The 16,214-nt window shown below is 60.1% G+C and carries 16 protein-coding genes; all 16 read right to left on the bottom strand.

The window, feature by feature from the left end; genetic code table 11:
- Positions 1 to 132 precede the first annotated feature (132 nt).
- A complete protein-coding gene (locus FDQ92_RS04535; protein ID WP_137423476.1) occupies positions 133 to 1,095 on the bottom strand; it encodes a universal stress protein in 963 nt (320 codons plus the stop codon).
- 157 nt (positions 1,096 to 1,252) lie between these two features.
- On the bottom strand, positions 1,253 to 2,215 hold the full coding sequence (locus FDQ92_RS04540) for a universal stress protein (protein ID WP_137423477.1): 963 nt from the start codon (positions 2,213 to 2,215) through the stop codon (positions 1,253 to 1,255).
- Positions 2,216 to 2,458: 243 nt separating this feature from the next.
- Complete coding sequence (locus tag FDQ92_RS04545; protein WP_170180190.1) at positions 2,459 to 3,760, bottom strand: sensor histidine kinase; 1,302 nt, start codon at positions 3,758 to 3,760, stop codon at positions 2,459 to 2,461.
- 11 nt (positions 3,761 to 3,771) lie between these two features.
- A complete protein-coding gene (locus tag FDQ92_RS04550) occupies positions 3,772 to 6,432 on the bottom strand; it encodes a PEP/pyruvate-binding domain-containing protein (RefSeq protein ID WP_211341369.1) in 2,661 nt (886 codons plus the stop codon).
- 192 nt (positions 6,433 to 6,624) lie between these two features.
- Positions 6,625 to 7,332 (bottom strand): hypothetical protein, encoded by a 708-nt coding sequence (locus tag FDQ92_RS04555; protein WP_137423479.1) that lies wholly within the window; start codon positions 7,330 to 7,332, stop codon positions 6,625 to 6,627.
- A 1-nt stretch (position 7,333) separates the two neighbouring features.
- The gene (locus tag FDQ92_RS04560; RefSeq protein ID WP_137423480.1) at positions 7,334 to 8,623 is read right to left on the bottom strand and encodes a sulfite exporter TauE/SafE family protein; all 1,290 of its coding nucleotides are present in this window, start codon (positions 8,621 to 8,623) and stop codon (positions 7,334 to 7,336) included.
- Positions 8,624 to 8,980: 357 nt separating this feature from the next.
- A complete protein-coding gene (locus FDQ92_RS04565; RefSeq protein ID WP_137423481.1) occupies positions 8,981 to 9,406 on the bottom strand; it encodes a response regulator in 426 nt (141 codons plus the stop codon).
- Between the two features lie 5 nt (positions 9,407 to 9,411).
- Positions 9,412 to 9,807, bottom strand: a complete 396-nt coding sequence (locus FDQ92_RS04570; RefSeq protein WP_137423482.1) for a response regulator — start codon at positions 9,805 to 9,807, stop codon at positions 9,412 to 9,414.
- A gap of 15 nt (positions 9,808 to 9,822) precedes the next feature.
- Positions 9,823 to 10,257 (bottom strand): response regulator, encoded by a 435-nt coding sequence (locus tag FDQ92_RS04575; protein ID WP_137423483.1) that lies wholly within the window; start codon positions 10,255 to 10,257, stop codon positions 9,823 to 9,825.
- A gap of 60 nt (positions 10,258 to 10,317) precedes the next feature.
- Positions 10,318 to 12,093, bottom strand: a complete 1,776-nt coding sequence (locus tag FDQ92_RS04580; protein WP_137423484.1) for a sensor histidine kinase — start codon at positions 12,091 to 12,093, stop codon at positions 10,318 to 10,320.
- Between the two features lie 55 nt (positions 12,094 to 12,148).
- Complete coding sequence (locus FDQ92_RS04585) at positions 12,149 to 12,556, bottom strand: response regulator (protein WP_137423485.1); 408 nt, start codon at positions 12,554 to 12,556, stop codon at positions 12,149 to 12,151.
- Between the two features lie 225 nt (positions 12,557 to 12,781).
- Complete coding sequence (locus tag FDQ92_RS04590; RefSeq protein WP_137423486.1) at positions 12,782 to 13,585, bottom strand: hypothetical protein; 804 nt, start codon at positions 13,583 to 13,585, stop codon at positions 12,782 to 12,784.
- Positions 13,582 to 13,794, bottom strand: a complete 213-nt coding sequence (locus FDQ92_RS04595) for a hypothetical protein (protein WP_137423487.1) — start codon at positions 13,792 to 13,794, stop codon at positions 13,582 to 13,584. The genes FDQ92_RS04590 and FDQ92_RS04595 overlap by 4 nt, the downstream gene beginning before the upstream one ends.
- A gap of 192 nt (positions 13,795 to 13,986) precedes the next feature.
- Positions 13,987 to 14,325, bottom strand: a complete 339-nt coding sequence (locus FDQ92_RS04600; RefSeq protein WP_137423488.1) for a hypothetical protein — start codon at positions 14,323 to 14,325, stop codon at positions 13,987 to 13,989.
- Positions 14,326 to 14,394: 69 nt separating this feature from the next.
- A complete protein-coding gene (locus FDQ92_RS04605; RefSeq protein WP_137423489.1) occupies positions 14,395 to 15,426 on the bottom strand; it encodes a sulfite exporter TauE/SafE family protein in 1,032 nt (343 codons plus the stop codon).
- A gap of 70 nt (positions 15,427 to 15,496) precedes the next feature.
- Complete coding sequence (locus FDQ92_RS04610; RefSeq protein WP_137423490.1) at positions 15,497 to 15,796, bottom strand: DVU0150 family protein; 300 nt, start codon at positions 15,794 to 15,796, stop codon at positions 15,497 to 15,499.
- Positions 15,797 to 16,214 lie beyond the last annotated feature (418 nt).

Below are 16,214 nucleotides of genomic sequence, written 5' to 3' on the forward strand. Positions count from 1 at the left end.
ACCACTCAGAGGGTCAGCCATAGAAGGAATCTAGGAGCTTGTCCGAGAATGCCGATTTTGGCCGTTTTGGGTACGCTAAGTGTGCGAAATTGCGTTGCCCCAAAGGTTGATTCTTAGTTCTCGGACACGGCCCTAGCTCACCACCCAGACGGCCTTGTCCCGGGCCATATGGACAACCTTGCTGCTCACCCGCCCTATGAAGAATTCTTCCACCCGGGACAGCCCCCGCCGCCCCACCACGATGGTGCTGAAATTCCTCGCGCGGGCTTCTTCGACGATGGACACCGCCCGACTGGCCGCCCCGGTCAACAGCTTGGTTTCGATCCGCTCGGCCGGAATCCCGGCTTCTTGGAGCCGAGAGCGGGCGGTATCAAAGACCGTGTGCATGTGCTGCTTGGCGCGTTCGAATTCTTCCTGAACCTTCCCGATCCAGTCCCGATGTTCCCCGGGGGAGAAAAAGAGTCCATACCCTTGCAGCAAGGACTCCACTCCTCGAATCACGTGGAACAGCATGATGCGCGCCTCGGTGCCCCCAAACATCCGGCCGGCGTATTCCACGGCCTTCATGGCGCCTTCGGACGCATCGAGGGCCACCACGGCTCCTTCGCCCCGCTGGTATTCCCCGACGATCCAAAGCGGGATGTTCATCAGGCACGCCAGGAGCTTCTGGACGACGCTTCCCAGGACGAGGTCCTGGATGTTGCTCATCCCCCGCCGACCCACGGCCACCGCATCGTAGCCCTTCTCCGCCTCGAAGACGATATCGCGAGCGATCCCCACCTCGCGCTCGCGGCTTTCCGCCCTCACGGCATCTTCGGGAAATCCCCTGTCCGCCAGAAGCTTTTTCGCCTTGGCCAGGTACTCTTCCATGCCCGCCCGCTGGCCGATCTCCCACGCTCGCACGGAAGCCAGCCGCGGACGGAACGCCGGATTGCCTTCGATGTCCCGGAAGTTTTCCGGGATGGAAGTTACCACGTGAAAGAGCGTCACTTCCAGCCGGTCCGGCGGCAGCAGCTCGCTCACGTAACGAACCGCTTCGAAGGAACCCTGCGAACCATCCACCGCCACGAGCACTCTCTTTTTGCTTTCGTCCATGAGCGCCTCTCCTTTTCGAGATCAAGACCCTGCCACCACTGGTGGGGCGGTCTTGGCCGCTAAGGAGGCCTTTGTAGGAGCGGCGTTGGCCACGATTCGGGTCGCCGGCAAGCCGGCTTCTACACAAGGGCCCTGAAACGGATTCTCGGACACGGACCTAGCTCACCACCCAGACGGCCTTGTCCCGGGCCATGTGGACAATCTTGTTGCTCACCCGCCCTATGAAGAATTCTTCCACCCGGGACAGCCCCCGCCGCCCCACCACGATGGTGCTGAAATTCCTCGCGCGGGCTTCTTCAACGATGGCCACCGCCCGACTGGCCGCCCCGGTCAACAGCTTCGTTTCGATCCGCTCGGCTGGAATCCCGGCTTCTTGGAGCCGAGAGCGGGCGGTATCGAAGACCGTGTGCATGTGCTGCTTGGCGCGTTCGAATTCTTCCTCAGCCTTCTCGATCCAGTCCCGCTGTTCCCCTGGGGCGAAAAAGCGTCCGTACCTCTGCATCAAGGACTCCACTCCTCGAATCACGTGGAAAAGCATGATGCGCGTCTCGGTGCCCCCGAACATCCGGCCGGCATATTCCACGGCCTTCATGGCGCCTTCGGACGCATCGAGGGCCACCACGGCTCCTTCGCCCCGCTGGTATTCCCCGACGATCCAAAGCGGGACGGTCACCAGGCGCGCCAGGAGCTTGTGGACGACGCTTCCCAGGACGATATCCTGGATGTTGCTCATCCCCCGCCGACCCACGGCCACCGCATCGTAGCCCTTCTGCGCCTCGAAGACGATATCGCGAGCGATCCCCACCTGACGCTCGCGGCTTTCCGCCGTCACGGCATCTTCGGGAAATCCCCTGTCCGCCAGAAGCTTCTTCGCCTTGGCCAGGTACTCTTCCATGGCCGCCCGCTGACCGATCTCCCACGCTCGTACGGAAGCCAGCCGCGAACGAAACGCCGGATTGCTTTCGATATCCCAAAAGCTTTCCGGAATGGAAGTAGCCACGTGAAAGAGCATCACTTCCAGCCGGTCCGGCGGCAGCAGCTCGCTCACGTAACGAACCGCTTCGAAGGAACCTTGCGAACCATCCACCGCCACGAGCACTCTCTTTTTGCTTTCGTCCATGGGCGCCTCTCCTTTTCGAGATCAAGACCCTGCCACGGCCTTCTTTCGTTCAGCCCTTCGCCATGTCCCGAGAAACCGTCGATACCGCCCGGAAACACACTCCGCTCCGCCGGCCGTACCTGCAAAGCCGGCCGCCGCTCGATCAACCACGAGAGCTCTTCGCACATTACGCGAAACCGGAGCCTTTTGTCATTCCCGTCCGTTCGGGGCGAGAACCAGAACGAGGGAGGAAACCCCACGAGCTCAACGGGATCCCTCCGTCCCGGTTTCCCGGCACGCAGCGTCGAGCTGTTTCGAAATGGAGAAGAAGAAGGTGGTTCCCCTGCCCGGCTCCGATTCCACCCAGACTTCTCCGCCATGCCTCTTGGCCACCTCCTTCAGGATGGCGAGCCCCAGCCCCGTTCCTTCCACACCTTTTGCGGCACCGCGATGAAATGGCTGGAAGAGCCGCGCCCTTTGGTCTTCACGGATGCCCGCACCATCGTCGGAAATCGCCAAGATGTAGCTCCTTTCGTCTTCACGCCACTCGAACCGGATCTCCCTGAGCTCCTCGCCGCCGTGCTTCAAGGCGTTGTCGATGAGGTTTTGCACTGCCCGGGTAAGGAGCATCTCGTCGCCCACCACCTCGGGAAGAACCTGAGGCTCGACCCAACGAACTCCCCGCTCTCTTATCCTTATGGAAAATTCGTCCCGAAGCCCGCTCAACACCGACTTCAAACAAACCTTCCGCATGGGCCGAGGCACTTCCCGGGCGGTGATGTAGGTGTTGATCTGCTCGACCAGGGTCACAATCCTTTCCGCCGCCTTGAGGATCTGGTCGCAATAGAGGCGCCCCGTTTCATCCAGGCTTTCCCCGTAACGGGTCTTCAGCCTCTTCGTCAGGCCGTAAAGGCCCACCGCCGGGCTCTTCAAATCGTGACTCACCGAATAGGCGAAGAACTTGATGGTCTCCCTTTGCTCCCGCACTTTGTCCAACTTGGCGCTCAATTCCCGCATGATCCTGGCATTGGCGACGGCGGCGCCGATCTGATGCCCCATCACCATGAGCAGGTCGATCTTTTCCGAATCCAGTTCGAAAAACCCCCGAGACGACAGATTCATTACGCCCTCCACCCTGTCCAGGACAATCATGGGCACGCACACAACAACCTTCAATCCTTTACTGCTAAGGAGTGCGGCCCTTTCCCGGTCGGTCAGGTCCGAAACGTTCTGAGCGATTAAGCAACGGTTTCGAGCAGACCGTCCGGAGAACCCTTCGTCCATGCGTACGATTTCCAGGCCGGCGGGATCCAGCCCCCGGCTGGCTTTCAGCACCAAAGTGTTCGTTTCCGAATCCAAGAGGTACAGACGTGCGGTATCCAGTTGGAAATGGCCGCAGACGACTTCCAGCGCTTCGTGGAGCAGCTCGCCGAGATCCGTCGCTCCGGCAAGAACGTTGCTCAGGCGAAGCAGGACCGAAAGGGCGGCGTTTCTCTCGGTCAACCGACTTTCGTCGAAGGCCACCGTAACGATGTCCCTGGTACCAGGGGGTTTTGGAGCGGCCATCCATCGTCTCCTTACCCGGAGTCCCCGGCCGCGACTTGAAGGCATTCACCTACAAGCGGCCGGAGATGATCCAGCATCTGGCTGCGATACCTCTCCACGGAATAGCCGTCGGTCATTACCATGTCCAATTGTCGGGTATGAATGATCAGATAACCCAAAGCCCGCAGACGGCTTACCATGAAAGACGGGCCATGGCCTTCCAGCCGGGCGAACGCGGCGTCTTCCTTGACCTCGGCATGAAATCCCAGTTCTTCGAGCAGCCCGGCGACCAAGCGGGCTCGAATGATCCGGCGATCCAGGTTGGCGGCTCCTCCCTTGAACTGAAAGCTCACGTAATTTTCCGAATCCCGCTCGCTCACCAGCGCTTCCACGGTGGAAAAGTGGAATCCAAAACGGGACTGCAGGCTGCAGAAATGCCGAGAGATCATGAAATAATTGCGGATGGCGTAAGGCGAATGCAGGGCCGGGTCCAGACCCGGATTGGTGGTGGCCTCCAACAGCACGGAAAGAAACCCCCGGGTATCGACGGGAGGCGGCCCGTGCCAGGGCACGGCCACCATTCCCTCCCAGAGCGCCCGCATGGGGATGGAATCGATGTTTTCGAGCGATACAAACTTCCCTTCGGTTTCCGCCTTGAATCCGTCATCGAGGTTGATCACCCAGAACTGCATGGGAACGTCGCAAACCAGCTGCTTACTGGATCGCTCGGGGAAGTGGTGTGTTTCCCCGAAGCGGAACATTTCGAAGACGGCCTTCTCATGGCAGAATCGCGTGATATCGTGGAAAGTGCGGCAGTTGCCGGGCCGGAAGTCCGGAGAATCCGGGTCCAGCAGGTTCAGCGGAACGATCCATCGCGCCGCCCCTTCCAGCGCCCGGTGGACCGGACTTCCTTCCATGAGCTTTCGTTGAGGCCGCTCAGAGATCTCCGGCATTTCAATCCGCCCGTCGTAGACCACCCGTTGGTCGGCGTCCACCGTTACGATGCGTCCGGTGGAAAGGCGCCTGCAGGCATCTGGAACACCAAACAGGGCCGGTACGCCGAACTCTCTCGCAACGTTGGCCAGGTGGCCCGCAACGCTTCCCTTTTCACTCACCACCGCAGCCGCCCGGCCGAGGAGGGTGGCCCAGCGCGGGAGGGCCTGAGCGGTGACGAGGACGCCCCCGGGCGGAAACTGGAGTGCGTCCACGTCCCGCTGAACGACAAAGGCGGTGCCGGTCGCGACGCCGGCAGACGCAGTGCTTCCGCCTTCCAGGAGGACCGGAGCGTCCCGTCGCGAGGCGTTTCTACGTATCGCCTCCTCCGGCATCCCGGTCGGCAGAAGCGGCCGGCTCTGCAGCACCACGAAGTCTCCGGAAGGGTCCAGGGCCCACTCGATGTCCTGCGGTGACCCGTAGTGGGCCTCGATCCGGAGGGCCAGCCGGGCGAGGGCCGCCGCTTGGTCTTCGTGGAGGCAAGGCTCAGACCGTTCTGCGCCCACCACGTCCAGGCGGCACACGCCTTCGTCGGGATCGCATACGAATCGCAACGACTTGTCCGCGATATCGCGCCGCAGCACACGGTGCGGCGGCTCGCGGGACACCACGAAAAGATCCGAGACCGCACTGCCGTCCACCACCGGCTTCGGAAGGCCCCAGACCCCATGGATCACGAGTTCGTCCTCACGGAGATTCAACGGATTTCTCGTGTAGAGCACACCGCTCGCCACCGCGTCCACCATTTCCAGGCAGCCGACACACATGGCGATGTCCTCGTCCCGGATGCCGCGGTGGAGGCGGTAGGTCATGGCGGTGAGCCCGTACTTGCCGGCTACGACTTCTTTGTAGGCTTGGAGCACGTTGTCGGCACTGACGTTGAGTTCCGACCGGTACTGGCCCGCAAAGGAGACGCCCGGAAGATCCTCGCCCAGAGCGCTGCTCCGTAGAGCCAGCCGAACCGGACCGGCCGTTCGATTCTGAAGCAGCTTCAATTGTTCTTCGATGGCTTCCCGTAGATCTGAAGGCAGGGGGGAACGGATGATGAGCTGCTGGATGTCCGCACTGAGGCTGTAGAGTTCGTCCAGGCGTTCCGCATCCGCGGACTGAAGGCGCCGGTCGATCTCAGCCTGGAGGCCTGTTTCAGCAAGGAAACGCTGGTAGCCCCGGGCGGTAACCACAAAACCCCGGGGAACACGAAACCCGAGCCGGTTGGCGACCTCCCCCAGGTTGGCCATCTTGGCTCCCACCAAGTCCGCGGCATGAGCCCCCACGTCCTCCAGAGCGACGACCAGGGGAGCGGCCCGGGTTGCAGGAGCCGAACTGTGGATGAACGGGTTGATCTTCTTCTGAATGTCTCGGAACCGGTCGTAAAGTTCCGTGTATTTGCCAGGTGCGAGCGCGTCCAGGTGCCGGATGATCTGGAAAACGCTGGTGGACACCCGGGTGCAGCGCGACCGGACAAAGGTCATGCCGAACGGACGATTCCCTCGAATCATCTCTTCCATCTCCGCCATGACCTCCAGCGCCCGGTTGTTGGCGTTGAGCAACAGCTTGAAGTGATGATATCGGGCCTTGAAAGCGAGCCGCAGCTGCTCCAGTTCCTCCGGAGGCGGGGGCGTCGAAGGGCCCACGTCTCCGAGCACCCATTTTCGCAACGCCTTGCGAAGCTTTCCGGCCCTTTCCCTTTTCCACATCATCGGACCTTGTCACCCCGCCCGGCGGTCAGGACCTACCGACCGGATTCGGTTGCATCGCTCCGTAACCATGACGGGCCTCAAAACCGCCATTGCTGTCTCCAGCCGATGGTCCCATGGCCACCCATCCCCAGGGGCTTATTCCGCAGGAGCCGACACGCCTTCTGTCGCCGGCAAACCGGCTCCCTTAGGGGTTCACACTTCCTTCTTGGCGGCTTTCTTCATTTCCAGGCCGCAGCCTTCACAAAGAAGGAAAATCGCATAGCCCCACCACAGCGTGTAGATCACGTAAAAGATCAGAGCGAAGCTGAGAATACCCGCCCGAGAAGCGGCCTTTTCGGGGCTGATGCCATAAAAATTGTAGCCGACTTCCATCCCTTTAGCGATGGGTTCTTCCAGGAAAGACGCCAGCTTGAACTCCTCCTGCTCGTTGAAGGCCTTCTGTGCCGCCTTCATGAAGGACCACCAAGCGAAAAGCACTTCCCGCTCGTTGAATCCATAGCGCTCGGAGACTTCCTGGCCGTTGTTGTAGTACATGGCCTCGGCGTCCTTCAGAGCAGCCTCCACCAAGCGGCCCAGGTCGCCGGAGACCTTGAGCTGAGCTCCATTCTGCCAAACTTCGGCACCACCCTCCATCAAGACCTTCCGAGCATCAGACGCCACCTTTTCGGATGCCATGGCTACATCCACGGTAAAGGTGTGGCCTTTCCTGGCTTCCACCTTTTCCAGCAAGGCGGGGAAGTAGTACGTGGATCCCTTCGCGATGGTGTTGAACAGGCGGTCGGAAGCGTGGAAGGCGTTTTCGCCGCCGAACAGCGGCATGAACATGACCGCCAGCACCACCAAGAAGGACACCAAAAGAACGGCTCCCTGGGAAAACGCTTTCTTGTCTCGAACCAACATCTCAGGCCTCCCCTCGCAATGTCTTGAGGTTAGCGAAGAACTTGCTGATGATCCAGAAGGCGAAAATGCTCACGACGATGAAGAACGCCCAGTTGCCGATGACGGCGATGAACTTGGCCGTCGAAGGTGACAGCGTGATGATTTTCATGTCGGCCAGCTTCCCGGGAAGGGCGAAAAGCCGATTGATAAATCCGGCCAGTATCGCCACCGCGTAGAAACCCCGGATGTAGATCCCCTTCACGACCTTGGTGGTGAGGGCCCCGAGTTGAATCCCAAGGAGTGATCCCAGGAGCATGCCCATGGCGAGGGTGTAGAAGATGTACCCATAGATGGCGTACTGGCTGATGGAGGCGTAGCCCGCGGTGAAGATGATCTGCAGAATGTCCGTCCCCACGGTGGTGAAGGACGAAACCCCCAGAATGTAAACGAAAATGGGGAATGTGAGGAAGCCGCCGCCCACACCCATGATGGCGGCCACGAAACCCACCAGGGCGCCGGCAATCACCACGAACACAGCGGGGATCTTTTTTCCCCCCGGCACCAAGTCTTCATCGAAGCGGATCATCGGCGGCAGGTTCGCGCCTTGCAAGCGGGCGGGCAGACCCACCTTGCCGGTAGCCGCTTCTTTACCATGGGGGCTCTCGCCGTGATGGGCTCCCACGTCGGCGCCGCTCTTACGCAGCCTGAGAAAATCGGAAAGCGCGTAGATCCCCAGGAACCCGAGAAGGACCACGTAGACCACGCTGATGAAGGTATCGCTCATGACCGGGTTCTTCTCGTAGATGGCTCGGTTGATGACGCCGCCTCCGGTGACGCCGATACCGGATCCCACGAGAAACCAGACGGCCAAAGGCACCGAGACATTCCCCAGCTTCTTGTGAACGGCCGTCCCCATGATGGCCTTGGCAAAAATGTGAAAAAGATCGGTCCCGACGGCAAGGATGCCCTTGATGCCGGCGCTCATGAGGGCCGGCGTGATGATGAACCCGCCTCCGGCTCCGATGCAGCCGGTGATGAGCCCGGCACACACCCCGATCAAGATGGAAACGAGAAAGATGGAGGGTGTGTAATAGGCCGGACTGTATGCGTGTTTCCCGCCCAGGATGGACGGCAGGTCGCCGTCGCCCGCCGCGAAGACGACCGAGAGAAGGACGGCCGGAAGCGCCAGGAGTCCCAAGATGGCCAGCCGTTTGCGGCTTCTCAGGATGTTCATCGACGCCTCATAGTCCCACCGGGCGTGGGCCATGGATGCCATGAGCAACAGGTCGTAGATCTTTCGAACGCTTTTCATCGTCTCCCGCCTCTCCTCAAAATGTTGATGGGGTCACGTTCCATTCGGCTCATACCGCAGGGGCCCGCCGCCGGCTTCCCGGCGCTCGGCCCTAAATCCTTGGTAGCGTAGAAAATAATAGACCTAATATTTGATGCTAAATTCTATTTCCCCTCCCCTTGTGGGAGGGGATTAAGGGGAGGGGAATGTAACTGCTTGCCATGCGTTAATTTTCTCACCCTCACCCCAACCCTCTCCCATCAAGGGAGAGGGAGACTTTTTGACCTTCGTTAACCTTTTTGCTTAAGGTCTCCACTTTAGAACGCTACCAAATCCTTTCGGACAGGCTCCGACCATGCACCTCATCTCCCGGCGGCGTCATGCAGGCCGCCCAGCGATCACCTCCTTCCGCCTTTGGATCCGCTTTTCCTGGAGCGCCTTTTTCTTGTAGGCGTCCTGGACCTTGTAAAGCAGTTCATCGATGTCCATGGGTTTCATCAGGTAGTCGAAGGCACCCAGTTCCATGCCCTGGATGGCCACCTCCACACTGGCATGTCCGGTGAGCATGATCACTTCCACCAGGGGATTCATGGACTTGATGGCCTTGAGTGTTTGGATGCCGTCCATGCCGGGCATCTTGACGTCCAACACCACCACGTCCACCGGCTGCCTCCTGATGAGGTCAAGGGCTTCTTCGCCGCTTCTCACCCCCTGAACGTCCACGCGGCGCTTCTTCAGGCGCTTAACGAGCGTCTCGAGAAACTCCGCCTCGTCATCGACGAGCAACACTCGTATGGCTTCCACCACCGTCACCTCCTTCGCTCCACCGCCTGCTCGATCTTTTCTATGAGTTCCGCCAGGTCGCACGGCTTCGTCAGGTAATCGAAAGCTCCAAGTGCCATGCCCTCCCGGGCCGACTGTTCCGAACCGTGGCCGGTGAGCATGATGACCGGCATGTCCGGATCCATCTTCTTGAAGATCTTGAGCACCTCGATCCCGTCCAGATCTTCCATCTTCAGATCGAGCACGGCCACGTCGAAGGGCTGCCGCCGGAGTGCCTGGATTCCTGCCGTGCCGTTGATTGCTGCGGTCACTTCGATCCCTCTTCGTGCCATCCGCTTTTTCAGCACGTCCACGTAGCCGACCTCGTCGTCCACCAGGAGCAGCCGGATGGGACCGGTGGCTTTGCCTTTCCCTTTTTCCATGACGACCCGCCCCGTTCAGTCCCCGCGGCGAAGGACGATGCTCTGAGCCTTGGCTTCGATAATCTTCTGTTCATGACGGGCTTTCTTGTCTCTCGCTTCCTTCACCTTGCCCAAAAGCTCCTCGATATCGCATGGCTTCATCAGGTAATCGTGGGCTCCAAGCTTCATGCCTTCGATAGCCGTTTCCACGGTGGCATGACCCGTAAGCATGATCACCTCCAGCAGGGGAAACCGGCTCTTGATCTCCCGGAGCGTCTCGATCCCATCCATGCCGGGCATCTTTACGTCCAGGACGACCACGTCCACGCCCTTCATGCCGTCGAGCTTTTCCAGGGCTTCCGCCCCGCTGAAAGCCGTCACCACGTCCAAGCCCCGCTTGGTCAACCGCTTGGTCATGGTGTCCACAAAGGGAACTTCATCGTCCACCAGCATCACGCGGATGTCTTTCATCTCGCCCTCCGTCCTTCGCTGTTCTTTCGGTCGCCGTCACGAGGTGCCGTCCCGAAGCCGTCATCGATCGGGTTCGGACGCCGCCAGGCTGCCCCCTCCCGCCACGGGAAGGTGAATATGAAAGGTCGTCCCTAACCCCACAGCGCTGTTGACCGTTATGTCGCCGCCCATCTTCTTGACGATCCCATAGCAGATGGACAGCCCCAGGCCCGTCCCTTTCCCTACAGGCTTCGTTGTGAAGAAAGGATCGAAGATGCGCTGCAGATTCGCCTTGGGAATCCCTTCGCCCGTATCCGCCACATCCACCACCAGGAATCCGTCTTCCAACCGGGTGGTGATGTCGATGGCCCCCCCTTTACGCTCCATGGCGTCGATGGCGTTGTTGATGAGATTCAGGAGTACCTGCTGCATTTCGGACGGGGACACGGCGATGGGCGGGAGCTCAGGGGTGAGGTGCGTCCGAATCCGGATATTGGCGAATCGGGCGCGCTGTTCCGAAAGGCCCACCACTTCCTGCACCAGTTCGTTGATCGACACCACCTGGACCTTGGGATCCGTCCGCCTCGCAAAACTCAACAACTTGTGGGTGATTTCCTTGCAGCGAGCCCCCTGGGTCTTGATCTGCGTCAGAGCGCGACGGACTTCCTCCAAGGTTTCCGTACTTTCCGCCCGTAGTTCCTCCAGCAGATCCTCCACCCACCCCGCCTCCTCCACCATGATGGCCACCGGGTTGTTGATCTCGTGAGCGATCCCCGCCGCCAGCTCGCCCACCGAAGCCAGCTTCCCCGCTTCGATGATCTGCTCGTTCATCATCTCTTTTTCCCGATCCGCCTGGACGATCCGTTTCACCGTCCTTCTCGCGAGATAGACGGCCATACCGCCGATCATGCAGGCGCTCAGGATGATGAGACCCACAGTGATGCTCCGCGCTTCATAAAGATCCCTGAATGCGTCGTGAACGCTCTGCTGAAACACCAGGATCCAGTCCCCGTTCTTCAGGACGGTGGCGAGATAAATCGTTTCGGAATGGGTCGTCGGGTTTCGATCCTCGAAGATCTTCACATCAGGATGCCGTTCCAATCTAAAGGACTCGTATCCGGGCGGCGCCGACAGCCCTTCACCGGGCATCAGCGAAATCGTCTGCTCTGGCCGCCCTTCGAACAACTCCACGAACTTTTCCGGTAACAGCGCGGGCTTGTCGACGGACTGGGTCTGCAATTCCCCGTCTCGGTTGATGATGACGGCATGCCCTGTCTTCCCGACCCTGAGGTTTTCCACCAAGCGGTTGAAATGAACAAAATCGATGGTGGAGCGAAGAATCCAGGAAGCGCCGTCGCCTCCCACGCGGATGGCGACGATAAAGTGCGGCAGGCCCCGCACCCCCAGAAACACGTCGCTGATGGTGTACGGATTGGACATCGCCCGCAGAAACCACTGGGCATCGGCGTAATTGACACGCCTCAGCTTGAAAGGCCCCGCATAAGCCACCTGAACCCCTTCCTCATTGACAAACCCCAGGTCAACAAACGTCCCGCCATGGTGCTCTTGCAGCGACTGCAGCAGATTCTCCAAGACCCTTTCGTCGCTCAACTGCTCAGGGGAGTAGATCGAACCGATCACCCGGATGTCGGCGAGTTTCTCCCGCAGGAAACTGTCGATGTTTTCCCGATGTCTTTCCACCAGGGCCGCCAGATGATCCATGACCTTGTGTTTGTAAGCGGTCTGAAACTGATAGCCGGCGATGGCCGCGATAAGAAGCAGCGGCGTGCACGAAACCACAATGATGATCAAGACAATGCTCCGGGTCAAAGACCGGTAGTACTTGTCTTCACTCATGTCCGCCATCCGTCGCCCGCTCCATCAGCAGTCAGCCCTCTTCTCTTCGCCTTCGTCAGCGGTCGGCTCCGTCCCTTCGCGATCCACGGCCGGGGTAAACCTGCGCCAGCACCCCCGCTACGGCCGCCTTGAGCCTTTCCGCATTGCCTCCCTTGGTAACCAGCGCCGCTGCATGTCGCACCACTTCCGGATCCTCCTGCTCGGCGGCGAAGGAGTGGATCACGATAGGAAGCGCCGGCCGCCGGGCCACGAGGCTTTCGATCAAGGCGAGGCTGCAGCCGAAGGCGATCTCGGTATCCAAAACGAGAAGATCGCACCGGTCGTGGGAATTAAGCAGGCGGATCAGGTCCGTCCCGTCTCTGGCCAGAATCACCTCGTAGCCCTCCCGCCCCAATTCTCGTTTGAGAAAGTCGCGAACATGCCGGTTGCGATCTGTCACCAGGATTCTGAAAGCATCCGTCATTTCTTTCCTGCCCGCATGTTCGGCTCGAAGGTCCGCCGCAGGCCACCGCTCCCCTGCCGTCGACGTCTCGCAATGCCGTGTCTACGAAAGGGCAATCGGTGTGCCAAGGCGGAAAAGGGCGGCCTTCCTTCTAGAAGCCTCGTATTCTCTGCGGTGCAAGCCTGTGGGTGTGGCAGTGATGATGAGATGGGGAGGGGATGAACTGTCAGGAAACTTTACGGTTCGTCAATCGGAATCTTCCGAGGGGGCATTCACCAGGCGGACGTATGCGTCGGTGGGGAGGGAAGCGGACCCCGAAACGCAGGCGATGGAATCCGAAGCGCCCGCGGAGGTCACCCGGGCCCTTCCCGCCGGCCGGCCGTGACGGTCCAGGATCTCGAGGGTGTCTCCCGGCCTGATGCCGTCATCCCGGCCCAGTGCAAAGGCAATTTCCCATCCTTCCTTGACCTTTTTCGCCCGGAAGACTGCACCGATGCCCTTCCGATGAAGCAGCGACTCCTGTTGAGACCAAAGGCGATGGGACATGCCGAGGCACACGAGCATCAGCGGGAAACTGAAGGCGGTGACCGCCATGGGCGAAACGCCTGCATACCTCCGGAAAAGAGAGGTTTCACTGCTGCGCAGCGCCGCTTCGTCGGCAAAGACCCGGACGGTGTACACCGGATTTTCTCTTGCCTCTTCTTCGTCTTCCCCGTGCAGGAAGATTCGAACCGCGTAGGAGCCCGGCGCCGCGATATCAGACGCTTCAACCTTCGCCCTCCAGAGCCTTCCCTGACATTCCACGAAATCTACGGCGATTTCGGGCGATTCCGACTCGTAAGTGAGCCAGTTCAGTTCGGGGATCCGGATCTCCGCCTTGCCCGAGACGAGCACGGTCGATCCGGCAAGAAGCCGCACTTCGCGCTTGGGTTCCAGGTACCCGGCAACGCAACTGTCCAGGATCGACGCCAGGAACAAGCATCCCAGAAACGCTCCCACCCCATGGACCAAGGCGATCCGGGATGCGGAGGATTCCACCCGGCCCCTCACTCAAGTTCCCCCGCAACCGGCACCGCTCGCCACCTTCTGACGAGCAGCCGCGCAGACACCACCGTCACAAGAGCCAAGGGGAGAAACGTCCGAAGGAACACGGCGGTCATCTCGTCGCCCCTTCCATGACCCAGGTAGATGCTCCAGGTCAGTTCCACCAGCAGCAGAAGATCCATCACCAGTACGACGATTTTCTGTTTGACGTTCATGCCATTCCTCGTCCGTTTGCGGCCCGCCCACTCCCAAGCGGCCTTTCAAAGTGTCGATGCCCGTTCCCAAGGCCCCCCTCCCTTGGAGCGGGGAGGGGGAGGTTGGAGGCGGGGGATCTCCGCCCGGCAGCAATCCCCCCGGCGTGAGCAGGAATGCATTCAAGCGAAACAAAGTCCTCGCCGATGGCTTGCCTACTTCTTCCTCAGGTCCTGCTTGGAAACGTTCATCACCTTGAGGGCGACTCGGTCCGTCCCCCGCACCTCATAGGCAATACGGAGGATATCGCCCGGCTCCGGAGGAATCCCCACCAAAGCCTTATCTATAAGGTACTCGTTCACCACTCCGGTCGACCGCCCGTAAGGATGCTCGTCACTGAAGTTCACGTCATATTCTTCGATCACCAGCGTCTTTTCCGCTGCCCTCACCTCGACGCACTTGCCCTGGACCACATCGGCCGCCACGGCCCAACCCGCGAAGCAAAAGGCGACCGCGATCAGCAGAACACCGGCCATGGAAAGTTTTCTCAACATCGGACACTCCTTTTCTTACGGTCAGCGGCGGCTCCCCGGTGGAAGGGGAGCCGCCCAAGGTCAACGTCTTCAATGCACCCCCTCTTGGCGCAGCTTCTTCTCGCGCAACTCCGCCGCGGCCCCCTTGAACATGACCACGATGATGTAAAGGCAGATCAGGCTAATCGCCCCATAGATGACCACCGTGGCGGCGGCATCAAAACCGTACTGCTTGAGGATGATGGAAACCATGCAAGCCAGCACGGCGCAGCCGAAAGCCACTCGGATGCCGTAACCCTTGGAGTACTTGGTCGCCACGGTGCCGATCTGCGCCCCAATGGCGGCCCCGGTCAGCATCACAAACACCGCCACCAGCTCGATGCGGCCCTTCAAGGTATAGGTGAACGCCCCGTAGAGACCCGAAATCATCACTTCGAAGAGGTCGGTTCCCACGGCGATATGGGTAGGGCAGCCGATGAGGTAGATCAAGGCCGGCATGCGCAGCAAACCGCCGCCGATCCCCAGAAAACCCGCCAGCACCCCCGTGAGAAAACTCACCCCAATGGGAACCCACGCCGAACACGTAAATCCTGCAGCCTTGAAATGCATCACGGGGGGGATCTTGATCTTGTGGAACGTGCGGTACCAGGTCACACCCTCGGTGCCCTTGTCGCCATCCACAATGCCGACCTTCTTCTTCTGTACCGCTTTATAGTAATCGTAGAAGACCATGGTGGCGATCAGGAAGAGAAACACCACGTAAACCCACCGGACCACACTGCCTACTCGGCCGATCCGTTCCAGCCACATGACGATTTGGGCACCGCATTCGATGCCGACCATAGTGCCAACCAGCATCACGATTCCCAGCTTATAGTCCACGTTACCAAACTTGGAATGGCGGAAGGTGGAAACCATCGATTTGCCGGCGATGTGTGCGATATCGGTGCCGATGGCGAAGGCCATGGGGAAACCCAGGATGTTGAGGCCCGGGGTGACCATCCAGGCGCCTCCCATACCGAAGAAGCCGCCGATGACGCCCACGGAAAATCCGAGGAGCACGAGGCCGGGCCAGAAGATTTCCACCCCTGCAATGGGCATATACATGTAAAGCCAATCCATGATCGCTCTCCTTTCTCTCCAGACCGAAACAATTTTTCGAGGAATGATTGTCCCGGACTCCAGCCGGCTTTCAATGTTCGACGATCTTCCGCGACCTCAGGTCCAGCCCGGTTCGCCTCATGATAAAATCCATCAATAGGCCCAGGAAACAACCGTAGGCGGCCGTGAGCACCACCGCCCAGACGGCGAAGAGCAGAATGTTGGTGTTGTAGAGATCAGCGAAATACTTCATGATGCCGCCCGATATCCGGCGCGTATCCGCCACCACGACCAGCGGCGCCGCCTTGCCTCCCGCCGCCCACACCATTTCGGGGATGAGCAGGTAGAGAGCCATAAAGATTCCCAACCATCTTCCCAGAACACGTTTCATGGCGATCCTCCTCTTTCGTTTCGGATGATGGGTCTTTGAAGCCTTTGCCTTCGCGCGGTCCAATTCCCTTCCTCCACTTCACCTGTTAGACACCGACGCCGTCGGCACCCTTTCCGCCGGCACGCCACCCAGCGGGGCGTTATTCCGTGCCCGTTTTCGGGCCTTCCCCCATGGGCGCGGCCTTGCCGGTTCACCCCCTCACTAGTCAACTTCCGTGCCAGCCCATCGCGCCACCCTTTGCGCGATGGTTCTGAATGCCATGATTTATGGGCCTTCCGGGGCTGCCTCCGGCTAACCATCCCGCCGGCCCGGAGGGATCGCGCCACCTCTCTCAACGCAATCGCGCATCGGCCACGGCTCATCCAGCGGCGCAAAACCACGGGCCGTTTGCGTGACAGCAGGCGCCGACCATCCGGCC

This window comes from Desulfoglaeba alkanexedens ALDC (assembly GCF_005377625.1).
GTDB classification, from domain to species: Bacteria; Desulfobacterota; Syntrophobacteria; order Syntrophobacterales; family DSM-9756; genus Desulfoglaeba; species Desulfoglaeba alkanexedens.

What these genes read in the sequence shown, in the direction of transcription:
- FDQ92_RS04535 (WP_137423476.1), bottom strand. Translation starts at nt 1,095, where the DNA reads ATGGACGAAAGCAAAAAGAGAGTGCTCGTGGCGGTGGATGGTTCGCAG.
- FDQ92_RS04540 (WP_137423477.1), bottom strand. Translation starts at nt 2,215, where the DNA reads ATGGACGAAAGCAAAAAGAGAGTGCTCGTGGCGGTGGATGGTTCGCAA.
- FDQ92_RS04545 (WP_170180190.1), bottom strand. Translation starts at nt 3,760, where the DNA reads ATGGCCGCTCCAAAACCCCCTGGTACCAGGGACATCGTTACGGTGGCC.
- FDQ92_RS04550 (WP_211341369.1), bottom strand. Translation starts at nt 6,432, where the DNA reads ATGATGTGGAAAAGGGAAAGGGCCGGAAAGCTTCGCAAGGCGTTGCGA.
- FDQ92_RS04555 (WP_137423479.1), bottom strand. Translation starts at nt 7,332, where the DNA reads ATGTTGGTTCGAGACAAGAAAGCGTTTTCCCAGGGAGCCGTTCTTTTG.
- FDQ92_RS04560 (WP_137423480.1), bottom strand. Translation starts at nt 8,623, where the DNA reads ATGAAAAGCGTTCGAAAGATCTACGACCTGTTGCTCATGGCATCCATG.
- FDQ92_RS04570 (WP_137423482.1), bottom strand. Translation starts at nt 9,807, where the DNA reads ATGGAAAAAGGGAAAGGCAAAGCCACCGGTCCCATCCGGCTGCTCCTG.
- FDQ92_RS04575 (WP_137423483.1), bottom strand. Translation starts at nt 10,257, where the DNA reads ATGAAAGACATCCGCGTGATGCTGGTGGACGATGAAGTTCCCTTTGTG.
- FDQ92_RS04580 (WP_137423484.1), bottom strand. Translation starts at nt 12,093, where the DNA reads ATGAGTGAAGACAAGTACTACCGGTCTTTGACCCGGAGCATTGTCTTG.
- FDQ92_RS04585 (WP_137423485.1), bottom strand. Translation starts at nt 12,556, where the DNA reads ATGACGGATGCTTTCAGAATCCTGGTGACAGATCGCAACCGGCATGTT.
- FDQ92_RS04595 (WP_137423487.1), bottom strand. Translation starts at nt 13,794, where the DNA reads ATGAACGTCAAACAGAAAATCGTCGTACTGGTGATGGATCTTCTGCTG.
- FDQ92_RS04600 (WP_137423488.1), bottom strand. Translation starts at nt 14,325, where the DNA reads ATGTTGAGAAAACTTTCCATGGCCGGTGTTCTGCTGATCGCGGTCGCC.
- FDQ92_RS04605 (WP_137423489.1), bottom strand. Translation starts at nt 15,426, where the DNA reads ATGGATTGGCTTTACATGTATATGCCCATTGCAGGGGTGGAAATCTTC.
- FDQ92_RS04610 (WP_137423490.1), bottom strand. Translation starts at nt 15,796, where the DNA reads ATGAAACGTGTTCTGGGAAGATGGTTGGGAATCTTTATGGCTCTCTAC.